This is a genomic window from Herbaspirillum sp. WTB6, assembly GCF_057457785.1.
Genome location: NZ_CP176522.1, coordinates 1,304,924 through 1,320,898, shown reverse-complemented (window position 1 = coordinate 1,320,898; position 15,975 = coordinate 1,304,924). Strand labels below are relative to the sequence as shown.

Here is a 15,975-nt window from a genome sequence, read left to right as displayed (position 1 = left end):
TCTTAAGCTTCTCCGCGCGCCACCGGCCGCGCCGGATCGGCGCACCATTCGCTCCACGAGCCGGGATACAGCGCCGCGCCCGGCAGGCCGGCGATTTCCAGCGCCAGCAGGTTGTGGCAGGCGGTGACGCCGGAACCGCATTGCATGATGGCGCGGGTCGGGTCGGGCAGCAGCGGCGCGAATTCCGCGCGCAATTGCGCGGCCGGCTTGAAGCGGCCGTCGGCTTGCAGGTTGTCCTTGAAGCAGCGGTTCCTGGCTCCTGGAATGTGGCCGCCGACCGCGTCCAGCGTTTCGTTTTCGCCGCGGAAGCGATCCGGCGCGCGGGCATCGAGCACGGTGCGCGCGCCACTGGCCAAATCGTCCAGGTGGGCCAGCACCTCGTTCGCATCGACCGTGCTGGTCAAGGATGGCAGCGCCGTCAGCATGCCGCGCGGCCGGGCGGCCGGGGTTTCGGCCGATAACTCGCCGTGCGCGTCTTGCCATGCCGCCAGGCCGCCGTCCAGCACCGCCACCCGGGCGTGCCCAAGCCAGCGCAGCAGCCACCACAGGCGTGCCGCGAACATGCCGCCGTGGGCGTCGTAGGCCACGACCTGCGAGTCATCGCTGATGCCCCAGCCGCGCAGCGTTTCCAGCAAGGCGTCGCGCTGCGGCAGCGGATGGCGGCCGCGGAACTTGCCGTCGGCGGCCGGCGCCAGATCGGACAGGTCGCGATCCAGGTGCGCGAATTGCGCGCCCGGAATGTGGCCGGCGGCCCAGGCGGCGCGCCCGGCGTCCCGATTGGCGAGGTCGTGGCGGCAATCGAGCACGACCCAGCTCGGGTCGGACAGGTGCGGCGCCAGTTCGGCGGCGGAGATCAGCGTGGTGTAGGCGGTCATCGGCGGTTCCTTCAGGTTTTGCGGACGGTGGTCAGCGTGGCGGGGATATTGCGCGCATTGTAGAACGTGGCAGCGACCCCGCTGATCAGGATTGCGGCGATGCCCAGCCAGCCGCTCCAGCCCGGCGTGTCGCGCCAGATCAGGATGCCCCAGATGCTGGCAAACACGATGCCGGTGTATTGCAGGTTGGCCGTCAGCAGCGTATTGCCGAGGCGGTAGGCGCGCGTCATCGCCATTTGCGCGGTGGTGGCGGTGAGGCCGATCGCCAGCAACAGCGCGATGCCGGTCGCGCTCGGCGCCTGCCAGCCGGAGCGCGCTTCGATGAACAGCGTCCCAAACAGACCGGCCACGGCGCTGGTCATGGAAAAATAAAACACCACGCGATATTCCGGCTCGCCCATCCGGCCCAGGCGCCGCACTTCCAGATAGGCCAGCGCCGCCAGCATGCCGGATGCCAGCGCCAGCAGGCCGCCGAACCATTGATCGGATGCGATCGCCGGCCGCAGCAGCAGCGTGACGCCGGCGAAGCTCAGGCCGATCGCCAGCGCCAGCCGCCAGTCGGCGTGCTGCTGGCGGCGCCACCAGCCGAGCGCGAACAGGATCACGGCGATCCAGATCGGCGACATGTAGTTGAGCGTGACCGCGGTCGCCAGCGGCAGCAGCGCAATCGAATAAAACCACAGCCACAGCGCCGTGACGCCGACCATGCCGCGCCACAGGTGATGCCAGGCCAGCGCCGTCCTCAGTGTGCCGCCGCGCAGCCGTATCAGGCTGTAAATAAATAGCATGCCGATGACGCCGCGCGTCATGACGATTTCCGAGGTGGAAAAATGATCCGCCGCCAGCTTGACGCACACGCCCATGGCGGCGAACACGAAACTGGCGACCAGCATCCAGAGCGATTGCATGAAAAGTGGGAAGTGACAGGGAAGGGTTGCGCTCCAGAGCCAAACTTACATGATACTGGCCGTGGTATTTTTGAAGTTCGTTACATGTCCTGCGGAATTGTCGAAATTATGGCCATACTCCCGTGCAAGGTGCTACAGCGCAATCCGCTCCCGATACCATTCGTGGAAATGCTGCATGCCGTCTTCCATCGGCGATTGGTAGGGGCCGACCTCGTTTTCGCCGCGCGCCATCAGGATGCGGCGGCCGGCATCCATGCGCAGCGCGATCTCATCGTCCTCTATGCAGGTTTCCATATAGGCGGCGCGCTCGGCGGCGATCAGGTCGCGTTCGAACAGCGCCACTTCTTCCGGGTAGTAGAACTCGACCACATTGGTGGTTTTCTGCGGGCCCTGCGGCCACAAGGTCGATACCACCAGTACGTGCGGATACCACTCGACCATGATGTTGGGAAATAGCGTCAGCCAGATCGCGCCATGCTTGGGCGCTTCGCCGCCGCGAAACTTCAGCAATTGCTCCTGCCAGGCGCGGTACTTGGCCGAACCGGCCTTCGCCAGGCCGTGATTGACGCCGACCGTCTGCACGCTGTAGTCGGCGCCGAATTCCCAGCGCAATTCATCGCAATTGACGAAGCCGCCCAGGCCGGGATGGAACGGCTCGACGTGGTAATCCTCCAGATAGACTTCGATGAAGGTTTTCCAGTTGTAGTCACATTGGTGGATTTCGGTGTGGTCGTATAAATAGCCGCCGAAATCGAGGTCCTGGGATACCGAGAGCTGCGCCAGCTTGTGCCGGACGTCGGCGCCGTTCTGTTCGAACAGCAGGCCGTTCCAGCTTTGCAGCGGCGTCGACGACAGCTTGACGCATGGCGTGTCGCTGAAATGCGGGGCGCCAATCAACTCGCCGTCCAGGCCGTAAGTCCAGCGGTGCAGCGGGCACACGATGTTGCGGCGGTTGCCGCGTCCGTTCAGCATCTTGGCTTGCCGGTGGCGGCAGACGTTGGACAGCAGTTCGATGCCGTGTTGATTGCGCACCAGCATGCGGCCTTCGTCTTCCCACGCCAGCGTACTGTAGTCGCCGACGTTCGGCACCATCAACTCGTGCCCGACATAGCGCGGGCCTTGCCGGAAGAGTTGCTGGATTTCGCGCTGGAGCAGCGCTTCGTCAAAGTAGACGTGGACCGGAAGTTGCGCGTCGGAACGCGCCAGTTTGTCGATGCCAGCCAGATCGGACATCCCCACCCCCCAAGATTCATGTATGGCAACAAAAGAGAGCCAGAATCCGCAAAAACCAGGTTCAAATGCGTTGAAAAGGAAATTTTGGACAGAACCGTAAATTATACCTTAGCACCCTTGGCCAAGCCTGGTGCGGGCCGCCGCTGCACGTGCCGTTCGTGGCCCGCCCGGTTTCGCTGCAGTTGGCCGGTCAAGGGTCATTCGGACTGCTGCCAAGTGAACCAGATCAGTTGGTTTGCTCTAAAATGTCGAGCTAAACTTCGATTTTGATTCATTATGGCCAAGAAACCCGCCCCGGTCGCTGCTCCCGCCGATTTGCCCGCCACGTTTGAACTGGCGATGGCGGAGCTGGAACAACTGGTCGCGCGCATGGAAGCGGGCGAGCTGGCGCTGGAAGCCTCGGTCGCGGCCTACCAGCGCGGCGCCCAACTGGTGCGCTATTGCGCGCAGCAACTGGAAAAGGTCGAGGGGCAGGTCAAGATACTGGAAGGCGAGATGCTCAAGCCCTTTGCCGTTGCCGACACCACTGACGAGAACGGCGAATGACGGCAGGCATGGCGGTCGAGCCGGGCTTCGGCGACTGGATGGGGCAAGTCCAGACGAATATGGAAGCGTCGTTGGCGGAATTGCTGCCCAGTGCGGGCGGCGCGCCATTGCGCCTGCGGCAGGCAATGCGCTATGCAGTGCTGGATGGTGGCAAACGGGTGCGGCCATTGCTGGTGTTCGCGGCCGGCGAGCTGTTTGGCGCCGCGCCCGGCGCGTTGGCGCGCTGCGCGGCGGCGGTGGAAATGATCCATGCCTATTCGCTGGTGCATGACGACCTGCCGTGCATGGATGACGATGCGCTGCGGCGCGGCAAGCCGACCGTGCACCGACAGTACGACGAGGCGACCGCGCTGCTGGTTGGCGATGCGCTGCAGGCGCAGGCGTTCGTGGTGCTGGCAGCGGCCGAAGTCGGCGATCCGGCGCGGCAATTGGCGATGCTGCGGCTGCTGGGTGAAGCGGCCGGCGCGGACGGCATGTGCGGCGGTCAGGCGATCGACCTGGAGAGCGTCGGCCTGAATTTGTCGCTGGCGCAACTGGAACAGATGCATCGCTTGAAAACCGGTGCCTTGCTGCGCGCCTCGGTGCTGCTCGGCGCCTTGTGTGGCGGTCGCTTGTCGGCGGCCGATACGGCGGCGCTGGATGCCTATGCGAATGCGATCGGGCTGGCGTTCCAGGTGGTGGACGACGTATTGGACGCGACCGCCGATTCGGCGACGCTGGGCAAGACGGCGGGCAAGGATGCGGCGCACAACAAGCCGACCTATGTCTCGATTCTCGGCCTGGAGCAATCTCGGGCCCTGGCGGAAAACCTGCGTAAGGATGCCCAGCGGGCGCTCGCACACTTCGATGCGCATGTCGACGGCAAGGCACGTCGTCTGCGCGAACTGGCGGATTTGATCGTGCAGCGCAAGGCCTGACCTGCCCTTCGTCTTTCCGAAACGACAAGCTTACTGGCTCTGATATGGAACTGCTGAACCACATAAACGACCCGGCCGATTTGCGCCGCCTGCCGCGCGCGCAATTGAAGCCGCTGGCCGACGAGCTGCGCGCGTTCGTGCTGGATTCGGTATCGAAAACCGGTGGCCACCTGTCGTCGAATCTAGGTACGGTGGAGCTGACGATCGCGCTGCATTATGTCTTCAATACGCCTTACGATCGACTGGTGTGGGACGTCGGCCACCAGACCTACCCGCACAAGATCCTGACCGGCCGCCGTGAGCAGATGCACACGCTGCGCCAGTTGAACGGCATTTCGGGCTTTCCGCGCAGAAGCGAGAGCGAATACGACACCTTCGGCACTGCGCATTCGTCGACCTCGATTTCGGCTGCGCTCGGGATGGCGCTGGCGGCCAAAACCAAGGGCGAGAACCGGCACGCGGTGGCGGTGATCGGCGACGGCGCGATGACCGCCGGCATGGCATTCGAGGCGATGAACAACGCCGGGGTGCACAACGACATCAATCTGCTGGTGATCCTGAACGACAACGACATGTCGATCTCGCCGCCGGTCGGTGCGCTGAACCGTTACCTGGCGCGCCTGATGTCGGGTCAGTTCTACGCCACTGCCAAGAACGTCGGCAAATCGGTGCTGCCGGCGCCGATGCTGGAATTGGCCAAGCGCTTCGAGGAACACGCCAAAGGCATGGTGGTGCCTGGCACCATGTTCGAGCAGTTTGGCTTCAACTACATCGGCCCGATCGACGGCCACGACCTGGAATCGCTGATCCCGACGCTGCAGAACATCAAGAACCTGAAGGGTCCACAGTTTCTGCACGTGGTCACCAAAAAAGGCCAGGGCTACAAGCTGGCCGAAGCCGATCCGGTGCTGTATCACGGCCCCGGCAAGTTCAACCCGGCCGAAGGTATCCAGCCCGCCAAGGCCGGGAAAATCACCTACACCCAGGTGTTCGGCAACTGGCTGTGTGATATGGCCGCTGCCGATCCGCGCCTGATCGGCATCACGCCGGCGATGCGCGAAGGCTCCGGCATGGTCGAATTCGAAAAGCGTTTCCCGCAGCGCTATTACGATGTCGGCATCGCCGAGCAGCATGCGGTGACCTTTGCCGCCGGTCTGGCCTGTGAAGGGCTGAAGCCGGTGGTCGCGATCTACTCGACCTTTTTGCAGCGCGGCTACGATCAACTGATCCACGACGTGGCGCTGCAAAACCTGGACGTGACGTTCGCGCTGGACCGCGCCGGACTGGTGGGCGCCGATGGCGCCACCCACGCCGGCAACTACGACCTGGCATATCTGCGCTGCATCCCGAACATGGTGGTGATGGCGGCCTCCGACGAAAACGAATGCCGCCAGATGCTGACCACCGCTTTCCAGCATCCCGGTCCGGCGGCGGTGCGCTATCCGCGCGGCGCCGGCTGCGGCGCCGCGATCGAGCCGCAATTGACGGCGCTGCCGCTCGGCAAGGGCGAACTGCGGCGCTCCGGCAAAGAGGTCGCGATCCTGGCTTTCGGCACCATGCTGGTGCCGGCGCTGGCGGCGGGCGAGCGGCTCGACGCGACGGTTGCCAACATGCGCTTCGTCAAGCCTCTCGACGTCGAGCTAGTCGCGCAACTGGCGCGCGAGCATGAAGCGCTGGTCACGGTCGAGGAGGGCGCGCTCATGGGCGGCGCCGGCGCGGCGGTGGCGGAAGCGCTGGCGCAAGCCGGCATCACGCGCCCGCTCCTGATGCTGGGCTTGCCGGATAAATTCATCGACCACGGCGACGTCGCGCAACTGTTGGCGCTGCATGGCCTGGATGCCGACGGCATCACCGCTGCCATCAAGAAACGCTTCGCGAAGGGCGAACCGCGGCTCGTCGTGAATAACTGAGCGGGCCTGATCTCCTCATATACTCCCGCGATAGGCGGACGATATCGGGTGCAAGACGGCTGATATTTCTACATACTCTCCGTATTTTCGGAATGCATCACGCCTCGCGGGCGCGGTCTTTCTGCCACAGCACGTCGCCGCTGCCGGCGGCGCGGTTCAGCACGCGCGACCAGACGAACAGCAGGTCCGACAAGCGGTTGATGTAGCGGCGCGGCTCCGGGTTGATCTTTTCCACGCGGCCAAGGGCGACGATGCTGCGTTCGGCGCGCCGGCACACGGTGCGGCAGACGTGCGCCAGCGCCGCGCTACGGTGGCCGCCGGGCAGCACGAATTCCTTTAATGGCGGCAGGTCGGCATTGTATTTTTCCAGCAGGGCATCCAGGTGCGCCACCTGCGCGGCCCTCACCAGAGTGTAGCCTGGGATGCACAATTCGCCGCCCAGATCGAACAGGTCGTGCTGGACCGTCAGCAGTTCCGCGCGCAGCGCCTGCGGCAGCGGTTCGCACAGCAGTACGCCGAGGTGCGCATTCAGCTCGTCGACTTCGCCGATCGCCTGCACCCGGGCACTGTCCTTCGCGGTGCGGCTGCCGTCGCCCAATCCGGTGCTGCCGTCGTCGCCGGTGCGGGTGGCGATTTTTGAGAGTCGATTGCCCATGCTGGTGGTCCGTGAGTGGAGGATGACCGAGCATACGACAAAATCCGGCAAGCGTGCTGGCGGCAAGGATGCGGCTGCGTTTCCCACCGGCGGCCAGAGTAAAATCCAGCCATTGGAGGCCTGACATGAATCAGATTTTGCAGCAGGATGCGTTGAAGAGGCCGTTGCCGGCAGCGCTGCTGGCGGCGCTGGGCGAAATATTCGGCGAGCGGCTGGCGCTTGGCCAGGCGGTGCGCGAGCATCACGGCCGGGATGAGTCGTCGTACGAGCCAATGCCGCCGGATGCGGTGGTGTTTGCGCATTCGACCGAAGAAGTGGCCGCCTTGCTGGCGCTGTGCAACCGCCATCGGGTGCCGGTGATTCCGTTCGGCGCCGGCACTTCGCTCGAAGGCCATGTGCTGGCGCTGCACGGCGGCATCACGCTCGACCTGTCGCAAATGAACCGGGTGCTGGCGGTGGATGCGCAAGACTTGACGGTGACGGTGCAGGCCGGCGTCACGCGCAAGCAATTGAACCAGGAAATCCGCGACAGTGGCCTGTTTTTCCCGATTGACCCCGGCGCCGACGCCTCGCTGGGCGGCATGACGGCCACGCGGGCCTCCGGCACCAACGCCGTGCGCTACGGCACCATGCGCGAAAACGTGTTGGCGCTGACGGTGGCGGCGGCTGACGGCCGCATCCTGAAAACCGGCACCCGCGCCAGGAAGTCCTCGGCCGGCTACGACCTGACCCGGCTGTATGTCGGCAGCGAAGGCACGCTGGGCGTGGTGACCGAAGTCACGGTCCGGCTGTATCCGCAGCCGGAGGCAATCTCCGCCGCCATCTGTTCGTTTCCCACTGCCGGCGATGCAGTCAATGCGGTGATCCAGACCATCCAGCTTGGCGTGCCGGTGGCGCGCGTCGAATTCCTCGATGAAAACGGCGTGCGCGCGATCAATGCCTACGACAAGCTCACCCTGCCCGAGCAGCCGCTGCTGCTGTTCGAGTTTCACGGCAGCGAACAGGGCGTCGCCGAGCAGGCGCAAACGGTGCAGGAAGTAGTGGCCGAACATCACGCCACCGGGTTTGAATGGGCGACCCGGCCCGAAGACCGTTCACGGCTGTGGGCGGCGCGCCACAACGCGTATTTCGCGCTGCTGCAAATGCGCCCCGGCGCGCGCTCGATTTCCACCGATTGCTGTGTGCCGATCTCGCGCCTGGCCGAATGCATCCTCGAAACCAAGGCCGATTGCGAGGCGCAGCAGATGGTCTACTCGATCATCGGCCACGTCGGCGACGGCAACTTCCACGTGCTGATGCTGGTCGATCCGCATGACGCCGCCGATGTCGCCAAAGCCGAAGCCATTAATGCGCGCATGGTGGCGCGCGCGCTGGCGATGGACGGTACCTGCACCGGCGAGCACGGGGTCGGGCTGCACAAGATGGATTTCCTGATCCAGGAGCATGGCGAGCATGCGATCGCCACCATGCGGGCGCTGAAACATGCGCTGGATCCGAACAACATCCTGAATCCCGGGAAAATCATTCGCTGGTAGCGGTCAGGGCACGCGTCATCAACACGTACAAGAAACCTCCGATCTCCACCCGCCTGCCGCCGGTGCATGCGCTGTCCGCCTTCGAGGCGGTGGCGCGCCACGGGTCTTTCGTGCTGGCGGCGGATGAACTCTGCATCACGCCTTCCGCGCTGTCGCACCGGATTCGCCTGCTGGAGGAGTTTGTCGGCGAGCGTCTGTTCAGTCGCGACGGTCGCAACATCGCCGTCTCCGAATTCGGCCGCCGCTACCTGGATGTGGTGCGCGCGGCACTGCAAACCCTGACCGATTTCCCGCTGCCGCGCCGGGCCGCGCCCAGCCAGCCGCGCGTCAAGGTGACGCTGACGCCGACCTTTGCGCGCTGCCTGTTCGTGCCGCGCCTAGCCGAATTTACCCGCCGCCATCCGGAGATCCTGATCGAGATCTTTCTCTCGGTGCCGCTATACGATCTCTCCCTGTCGGAGAGCGATGTCGAGGTCCGTTTCGGTGGCGGCAACTATCCCGGCATCGTTACCGAACGGCTGTTCGTCGAGCCCGCGTTTGCGGTGGCCAGTCCGGCCTATCTGCAACAGGTTGGCGGCCTGCAGACGCCGGCCGACTTGCGGCGCGCCACGCTGCTGCGTTCGGCGCTGGAATTGTGGCAGCCGTGGTTCGAGGCGGCCGGGCTCGACTGGCCGGAGCCGGTGACGGGCCTGCGCTTCGACGACCTCGGCTTGCTGCTGGAGTCGGTGCGCCACGGGCACGGCGTCGGCCTGACGCGCCAGCACTTTGCGCAGGAACTGATCGCCAGCGGGGAAGTGGTGCCGCTATTCGATGTGCGGCTGGTGAACCCGCCGCATGCGTATTACGTGGTGTACGAGCGGCAGGTGCGCGAGCGGCCGGAAGTCGCCTTGTTCATCGACTGGTTGCAGGCGGTATTCAAGAACGCCTGAGCAAGGACCGCGGAGCGCAGCATGCCCGCGTCCGGTTCGATGCTGCTTAGGCGATCTGTGCAAAGGCCTGGCGCGCCGCTGCCAGCGTGGCGTCGACCACCGCGTCGTCATGCTGCGCCGAAACGAAGCCGGCCTCGAACGCGGATGGCGCCAGATACACGCCGGCATCCAGCATGGCATGGAAAAAGCGGTTGAAGCGCTCCTTGTCGCCGGCCATGACCTCGGCATAGCTGGTTGGAATCGTGGCGGAGAAATACAGGCCGAACATGCCGCCCACCGAATCCGCGCAAAAATCGACCCCGGCCTCGCGCGCGATGTCGGTCAGGCCGCGCACCAGCTTCGCGGTCTGCAACTGCAGCGCGCCGTGGAAGCCGGGCGCCTGAATCAGTTCCAGCGTGCTCAAGCCGGCTGCCACCGTGACCGGATTGCCGGATAGCGTGCCGGCCTGGTACACCGGACCCAGCGGCGCCAGATGTTTCATCAGGTCGGCGCGGCCGCCGAAGGCTGCCACTGGCAGGCCGCCGCCGATTACCTTGCCCAGCGCCGTCAGGTCCGGCGTGATGCCGTACAGCGACTGCGCGCCGCCCAGCGCGACGCGGAAGCCCGACATCACTTCGTCCAGGATCAGCACCGCGCCATGTTGCGTGCATAGCCGGCGCATGGTCTGCAGGAATTCCGGTGTCGCGCGCACCAGGTTCATGTTGCCGGCGATGGGCTCGACGATGATGCAGGCGATCTGGTCGCCGACCGCCTTGAAGGTGTCTTCCAGTTGCTGCGTGTCGTTATAGTCGAGCACCAGCGTGTGCTTGACGAAATCTTCCGGTACGCCGGCCGAGGTCGGGTTGCCGAAGGTCAGCAGGCCGCTGCCGGCTTTCACCAGCAGCGAATCGGCATGGCCGTGGTAGCAGCCTTCGAACTTGACGATCTTGTCGCGGCCGGTGGCGCCGCGCGCCAGGCGCAGTGCGCTCATCGTCGCTTCGGTGCCGGACGAGACCAGCCGTACCTGCTCGATCGAGGGCACCAGGCGACAGATGGTTTCCGCCATCTCGATTTCGCCCGCGGTCGGGGCGCCGAACGAGAGGCCGCGCGCAGCCGCCTGCTGCACTGCCTGCACCACCGCCGGGTGGGCGTGGCCGACGATGGCCGGACCCCAGGAGCCGATATAGTCGATGTAGCGCCGGTCGTCGGCGTCCCAGAAGTACGGCCCCTCGGCGCGGGTGATGAAGCGGGGCGTGCCGCCGACCGAGCGGAAGGCGCGCACCGGCGAATTGACGCCGCCCGGCGTGCTGGCCTGGGCGCGTTGAAACAAGGTGTCGTTACGGGAAATGGTGCTGGAATTCATGTCACTCGGGAAAAGGTTAATGATCGGGTTCATGATCGCGCCCGGATTCCAAATCAGGTTCGCGCGCCCAGAAATAACGGTCCAGCACGAGTTTTCCCATGCCGAGCCGTTGTGCGTGGTTGATGGCGGCCAGCGTGAATTCCTGCGCCTCGGCGACCGCTTCCGGCACCTCCAGGCCGCTGGCCAGCATACCGGCAATGGTGGCCGACAAGGTGGTACCGGCGCCACCATACGAACCGGACAGCCGTTGCCAACGATCCTGCCTTACCACGCCGCCGTCGTTGAACAGCGTATTGACGATCTCATGCGGATCGCCGCGCACGCCGGTAACGAACACATATTCGCAGCCGGATTCGATCAGCCGCATGGCGTCCAGCGCCATCGTGTCCTCGCTAGACGGTTCGCGCCAGGTTTCAGCCAGGTGCGCCAACTCGACCGCCGACAGCAGCAGCAGCGTGGCCTGCGGCACCAATAGTTCATGGATGGCGGCCAGCAAATCGTCCTGCTCGGGATCGTGTTCCGGCAAGGCCGAGCAGAAGGGATCGAGCACCAGCGGGATCTCGGGATAATCCGACACCACTTCGGCGATCGCGGAGACGCTTTCAACGCTGCCGACGACGCCGACCTTGAACGCCGCCACCGGCATGTCTTCCAGTACCACACGCGCCTGATCGGCAACCCAGTCGGCGTCGATCACCTGTATGTCCTCGACGCGCGCGGTATCGCCGATCAGGATCGAGGTGATGACCGACAAGCCATGCCCCCCCATGGCGGCGAATGACGCCAGATCGGCCTGGATGCCGATGGCGCCGACCGGATCGGCGATATTGAAGGTCAGGATCAGCGGCGAGGTTTGGTTTTGCACAATCGGTAGATTAAGATATTCAGCTTTGCATTTTACTTGATCGAAGGGCGGGCAGCCGTGGGTATGAGCGAAGCGGGACGCGGGACGTCGCACGGGGAATGGCGCACCTGGATGTGCCTGATCTGCGGCTGGGTTTATGACGAAGCGGCCGGCTATCCGGAGGACGGGATTGCGCCGGGCACGCGCTGGGCCGATGTGCCGATGAACTGGACCTGCCCGGAATGCGGCGCGCGCAAGGAAGATTTTGAAATGATCCGTATCTGAGGATCGCTCGGTTTGATATTGCATAAAAAAACAAAAAAGTTTCCAAAAAACCACGTTTGGCGTCTGTCCGATAGGCAAGCTTGTACAAATGCATCTTGCTTTTTGTTACAGTTGGGACATATATTGAGCCAGATTAAGCCGGGACGACGCGATGACAGCAACGGTAGAGAATTCCAGCCTGAAGATCATGGTGATCGACGACAGCAGCACCATTCGGCGCTCGGCGGAGATATTCCTGAGCCAGGCCGGCTACCAGGTCGTGTTGGCGGACGATGGGTTCGATGCGCTGGCGAAGGTCTCTGATCACAAGCCGGCACTGATATTCTGCGACATCCTGATGCCCAGGCTGGACGGTTACCAGACCTGCGCACTGATCAAGAAAAGCGCGAAATTTCACGCTACTCCGGTCATCATGCTGTCATCCAAGGATGGGCTGTTCGATCGGGCGCGCGGCGCGATGGTCGGCTCCGACGAGTACCTGACCAAGCCATTCACCAAGGACAGCCTGCTGCGAACCGTGCGCGAGCATACCGCCAATGCGGCGCCCAAGTAGCGTCTGCAACTAAACAAGCCTCACTGAACAAGGGAAAAAGATGGCCATACAAAAAATTCTCGTGGTGGATGATTCGCCGACCGAACGCTATTTCTTGACCGATGTGCTGGTCAAGAACGGGTTTTCCGTATCGACCGCCGAAAATGGCGAGGATGCATTGCTGAAAATCAAGGCCGACAAGCCGCAACTGATCCTGATGGATATCGTGATGCCCGGCCAGAATGGCTTCCAGGTCACGCGCTCAATTACGCGCGATCCCGAAACCCAGAATATTCCAGTCATCATCTGCACCAGCAAGGGGCAGGAAACCGATCGCATCTGGGGCCTGCGCCAAGGCGCGCGCGACTACATCGTCAAACCGATCGACCCGCAGGAATTGTTGTCGAAAATCGCCGCACTTGGATAGCCAATCGCCCATGCCAGAGACTATTGCCGACAACCTGCCGGAGCCCGCCTTCAGGAAGCCGGATGCGGGTGCACGCCGCACCCGCTTGCGCGAGTTCCAATCGCAATTGCTGGAGCGCATGCAGGCGGCGAAAAGCGGTTCCGATTCCAGCGCCAGCCAGCTTGGAGTCTTGATCGGCCAGACGCATTGCTTGCTTGACCTGCAACAGGCGGGCGAGATCGTTTCTGTGGCTACCATCACCAAAGTGCCGTTGACCCAGGATTGGTACCTGGGCTTGGCGAATATCCGCGGCAATCTGACCAGCGTAATTGATCTGGCCCGGTTTCAGGGTTTCGATCTGACGGCCATCGACAAGGAGAGCCGGATTGTCGCGTTCGCTGCCGGGCTGTCCTTCAACAGCGCATTGCTGGTGTCGCGCGTGATGGGTTTGCGCAACGTTGGCGAGATGGAGTCGCGTTCCGATCTGGAAGTCGATGCCGCGCCCTGGTCGACGCGGCAATTTGTCGACCGCGAATCCCGAATCTGGACGCAGCTCGATTTGTCCTTGATAGTGCAGGATCCCAGGTTTTTGCATGTTGGCCTGTAGCTTTCTCGCGATCCTAACGAAAAAACCCTAAATCCGGAATCAGGAGACTCAGTAATGGCGTTCAAACTACCGTTCTTTTCCAGAGAGAATAAGGAAGCACCTGCGGAGATGGATGATGCGGTGACGGCGCCGAAGCCCGAGTTTGCTGCCGAACCGCCTGCTGCTGCCCAGCGGGCGGATGCGCACTCGTCATACTCTGCCGAAACCAACCCCGACGCTACCTTCATCGGTGACGTGCTGGAGCGCAGCGGGGACTTGCGCCTGCCGCTGATTGGGTATCTGCCGCTACAGCAGCAGGTTCGCTTCCTGCTGGTCCTGCTCGGTGGTTCGTTGCTGCTGGGCGGGTTTTTCGTCTGGTTGAATGCCAATAACTCGATCCTGACTTCGATCCAGACCCAGATTGCCGGCGATGCGTTGATGCACTCGCAGCGGCTTGGCAAGGCGACGCCGAACGCGATTCAGGGCAACCTGGAGGCGTTCAAGCAATTGGGCGAAAGCCGCAAGGAGTTCAACCAGGATCTGTTGATCCTGACCCGCGGCGGCAATTACCAGGGGCGCGAAATTGCGCCGGCCGACGACGCAATGGTAGCCATGCTGAGCGATACCCAGAAAGTTTGGGCCGGCTCCGACAAGGCGGCCGAAACCATCCTGAAGCTGCGCAAGGAGCTGACCGGGTTCGGCACCACCTTGCAAAAATTGAACGAGTTGTCTCCGATTCTGCTGGAATTGACCGAACAGATTGCCACTCTCAAGGCGCAGGGCGGCGCCACGCCGCGTGAAATTTCGGCCGCCGGCCAGTTGGTCATGCTGACCCAGCGCCTGGGACGCAGCGCCAACGAATTTCTGACTTCGGAAGGCGTGAATCCGGAAACCGCATTCCTGCTGGGCAAGGACACCAATACGTTTCGCGACATCACGGAAGGCTTCCTGAATGGTAGCGATATCCTGCGCTTGTCAGCTACCGCCGATAAGGATGCGCGCGACAAACTGACCGAGTTGCAGAAAACCTTTGCCGAATACCAGGAATCGGTGGCGACCATTCTCGGCAACCTGCAAAACTTCATTGCAGCGAAACAGGCTGAGCAGTTGATCTTTACCGAAAACGAAGCGCTGAAGCAGCGCTTGACCGCATTGCAGAAAGCTTACCGGGCGGAACAGGATTCGCTGACCTGGTCATTCTGGGCGATGGTGGGTGCGGCGCTGCTGGCGTTGCTGGCGGCCGCGGGAATTGCATTGGTGCTGTTGCAGGACAGCCGGAATCGTACCCGCGACGCCGACGCTCGCCGCCAGGAAGCGGATGCGCAGCGGCTGCAAGCCCAGAAACAGGAAGAAGAGGCGATGCGTGCCAATGAGCAAAACCAGGCCGCGATTTTGCGTCTGATGAACGAATTGCAGGAAGTGGCGGATGGCGATTTGACGATTCAGGCCACAGTGTCGGAAGACATTACCGGCGCCATCGCCGACTCGGTCAACTACACGGTTGAGGAGTTGCGTGGCCTGGTGGGCCGCGTTACCGTGACGGCGGAACAGGTAACGTCGGCGTCCAACCAGGCGCAGGATATTTCGACCGAGTTGCTGGCGGCTTCGCAAAAACAGTCGCGCGACATTCAGGAAACCGGCCGTGCGGTGCTCGACATGGCGCTGCAGATTACCGACGTCTCCAAATCCGCCAACGAGTCCGCCGAAGTGGCGCGGCAATCGGTGACGGCCGCCGAGCAAGGGGCGACGGCGGTGGAAAACGCGATCAAGGGCATGAACGAAATTCGCGAGCAGATCCAGGAAACCTCGAAGCGAATCAAGCGCCTGGGCGAATCTTCACAGGAAATCGGCGAGATCACCGAACTGATTTCCGACATTACCGAGCAGACCAACGTGCTGGCGCTGAATGCCGCCATCCAGGCCGCCTCGGCGGGCGAAGCCGGACGCGGCTTTTCGGTGGTGGCGGAAGAGGTGCAGCGCCTGGCGGAACGTTCGGGCGAGGCCACCAAGCAGATCGGCGCGCTGGTGCGCACGATTCAGACCGACACCCACGACGCCGTCGCCGCCATGGAAAAATCGACCCAGGGCGTGGTCGAGGGAGCAAAATTGTCGGACGCGGCCGGTGCCGCTCTGGCCGATATCCGGCGCGTGTCGAACCGGTTGGCCGAACTGATTCAAGGCATCTCCGCAGCCACCGAGCAGCAGGCGACCTCGGCCAATGGTGTGGCGCAGAATATCCAGGGCATCCTGATGGTGACCGAAAAAACCCAGGAAGGGACGCAGCAGACCGCGCGCTCGATTCGGGAATTGTCGAAACTGGCGGAAGAGCTCAAGAACTCGGTTTCCCGTTTCCGTGTTGCCGCTTGATACCCGCGTTTCGCCGCCGGCCCGTTTCGCTTGCCTTGCCGTATCGCGTGCGAGCGTAATGGCTGATGCCAGGCGGCGGCGCATTAGCCAAGAAACCGCGAGGTA

The 15,975-nt window shown here is 63.3% G+C and carries 16 protein-coding genes; 10 read left to right on the top strand and 6 right to left on the bottom strand.

The features are described from left to right. Positions 1–2 precede the first annotated feature (2 nt). The 3 genes from ACK2VC_RS06090 to ACK2VC_RS06080 all read right to left on the bottom strand — a co-directional run bounded on the left by ACK2VC_RS06090 (position 3) and on the right by ACK2VC_RS06080 (position 3,016). Complete coding sequence (locus ACK2VC_RS06090) at positions 3–875, bottom strand: sulfurtransferase (protein ID WP_486732710.1); 873 nt, start codon at positions 873–875, stop codon at positions 3–5. Between the two features lie 11 nt (positions 876–886). After that, positions 887–1,783, bottom strand: coding sequence for a DMT family transporter (locus ACK2VC_RS06085; protein WP_486732709.1), 897 nt, complete (start codon positions 1,781–1,783; stop codon positions 887–889). Positions 1,784–1,915: 132 nt separating this feature from the next. Beyond that, positions 1,916–3,016, bottom strand: a complete 1,101-nt coding sequence (locus ACK2VC_RS06080; protein WP_486732708.1) for an aromatic ring-hydroxylating oxygenase subunit alpha — start codon at positions 3,014–3,016, stop codon at positions 1,916–1,918. A gap of 276 nt (positions 3,017–3,292) precedes the next feature. On the opposite strand from ACK2VC_RS06080, the gene ACK2VC_RS06075 reads away from it, so the two are divergent. Genes ACK2VC_RS06075 through dxs form a run of 3 tightly spaced genes read left to right on the top strand, consistent with a single transcriptional unit; the run spans position 3,293 to position 6,389 of the window. Next, a complete protein-coding gene (locus ACK2VC_RS06075; RefSeq protein WP_486732707.1) occupies positions 3,293–3,562 on the top strand; it encodes an exodeoxyribonuclease VII small subunit in 270 nt (89 codons plus the stop codon). Then, positions 3,559–4,479, top strand: a complete 921-nt coding sequence (locus ACK2VC_RS06070; RefSeq protein ID WP_486732706.1) for a polyprenyl synthetase family protein — start codon at positions 3,559–3,561, stop codon at positions 4,477–4,479. Before ACK2VC_RS06075 ends, ACK2VC_RS06070 begins: the two co-directional genes overlap by 4 nt. A 44-nt stretch (positions 4,480–4,523) precedes the next feature. Continuing rightward, the gene (gene dxs, locus ACK2VC_RS06065) at positions 4,524–6,389 is read left to right on the top strand and encodes a 1-deoxy-D-xylulose-5-phosphate synthase (protein ID WP_486732705.1); all 1,866 of its coding nucleotides are present in this window, start codon (positions 4,524–4,526) and stop codon (positions 6,387–6,389) included. A 97-nt stretch (positions 6,390–6,486) separates the two neighbouring features. Here the strand turns inward: dxs and ACK2VC_RS06060 are convergent, their stop codons facing one another. After that, positions 6,487–7,044, bottom strand: a complete 558-nt coding sequence (locus ACK2VC_RS06060) for a cob(I)yrinic acid a,c-diamide adenosyltransferase (protein ID WP_486732704.1) — start codon at positions 7,042–7,044, stop codon at positions 6,487–6,489. A gap of 125 nt (positions 7,045–7,169) precedes the next feature. Between ACK2VC_RS06060 and ACK2VC_RS06055 the strand changes: the two genes are divergently transcribed. Next, positions 7,170–8,579, top strand: coding sequence for an FAD-binding oxidoreductase (locus ACK2VC_RS06055; protein ID WP_486732702.1), 1,410 nt, complete (start codon positions 7,170–7,172; stop codon positions 8,577–8,579). A 41-nt stretch (positions 8,580–8,620) separates the two neighbouring features. Continuing rightward, complete coding sequence (locus tag ACK2VC_RS06050; protein WP_486733181.1) at positions 8,621–9,508, top strand: LysR substrate-binding domain-containing protein; 888 nt, start codon at positions 8,621–8,623, stop codon at positions 9,506–9,508. A 46-nt stretch (positions 9,509–9,554) separates the two neighbouring features. Here the strand turns inward: ACK2VC_RS06050 and hemL are convergent, their stop codons facing one another. Then, a complete protein-coding gene (hemL, locus tag ACK2VC_RS06045; RefSeq protein WP_486732700.1) occupies positions 9,555–10,850 on the bottom strand; it encodes a glutamate-1-semialdehyde 2,1-aminomutase in 1,296 nt (431 codons plus the stop codon). A 16-nt stretch (positions 10,851–10,866) separates the two neighbouring features. Beyond that, positions 10,867–11,715: a bifunctional hydroxymethylpyrimidine kinase/phosphomethylpyrimidine kinase gene (gene thiD, locus ACK2VC_RS06040; protein ID WP_486732699.1), complete on the bottom strand. Its 849-nt coding sequence runs from the start codon at positions 11,713–11,715 to the stop codon at positions 10,867–10,869. A 63-nt stretch (positions 11,716–11,778) separates the two neighbouring features. Here thiD and ACK2VC_RS06035 point away from each other — a divergent pair, with 63 nt between their 5' ends. From ACK2VC_RS06035 to ACK2VC_RS06015, 5 genes are all read left to right on the top strand, one after another. Further along, entirely contained in the window at positions 11,779–11,979 is a 201-nt protein-coding gene (locus tag ACK2VC_RS06035; protein ID WP_486732697.1) for a rubredoxin, read from the top strand. A 151-nt stretch (positions 11,980–12,130) separates the two neighbouring features. Then, a complete protein-coding gene (locus ACK2VC_RS06030) occupies positions 12,131–12,532 on the top strand; it encodes a response regulator (protein ID WP_486732696.1) in 402 nt (133 codons plus the stop codon). A gap of 40 nt (positions 12,533–12,572) precedes the next feature. Further along, complete coding sequence (locus ACK2VC_RS06025; protein WP_486732695.1) at positions 12,573–12,938, top strand: response regulator transcription factor; 366 nt, start codon at positions 12,573–12,575, stop codon at positions 12,936–12,938. Between the two features lie 10 nt (positions 12,939–12,948). Further along, positions 12,949–13,524, top strand: coding sequence for a chemotaxis protein CheW (locus ACK2VC_RS06020; RefSeq protein ID WP_486732693.1), 576 nt, complete (start codon positions 12,949–12,951; stop codon positions 13,522–13,524). A 54-nt stretch (positions 13,525–13,578) separates the two neighbouring features. Beyond that, positions 13,579–15,870, top strand: coding sequence for a methyl-accepting chemotaxis protein (locus tag ACK2VC_RS06015; RefSeq protein WP_486732692.1), 2,292 nt, complete (start codon positions 13,579–13,581; stop codon positions 15,868–15,870). Positions 15,871–15,975 lie beyond the last annotated feature (105 nt).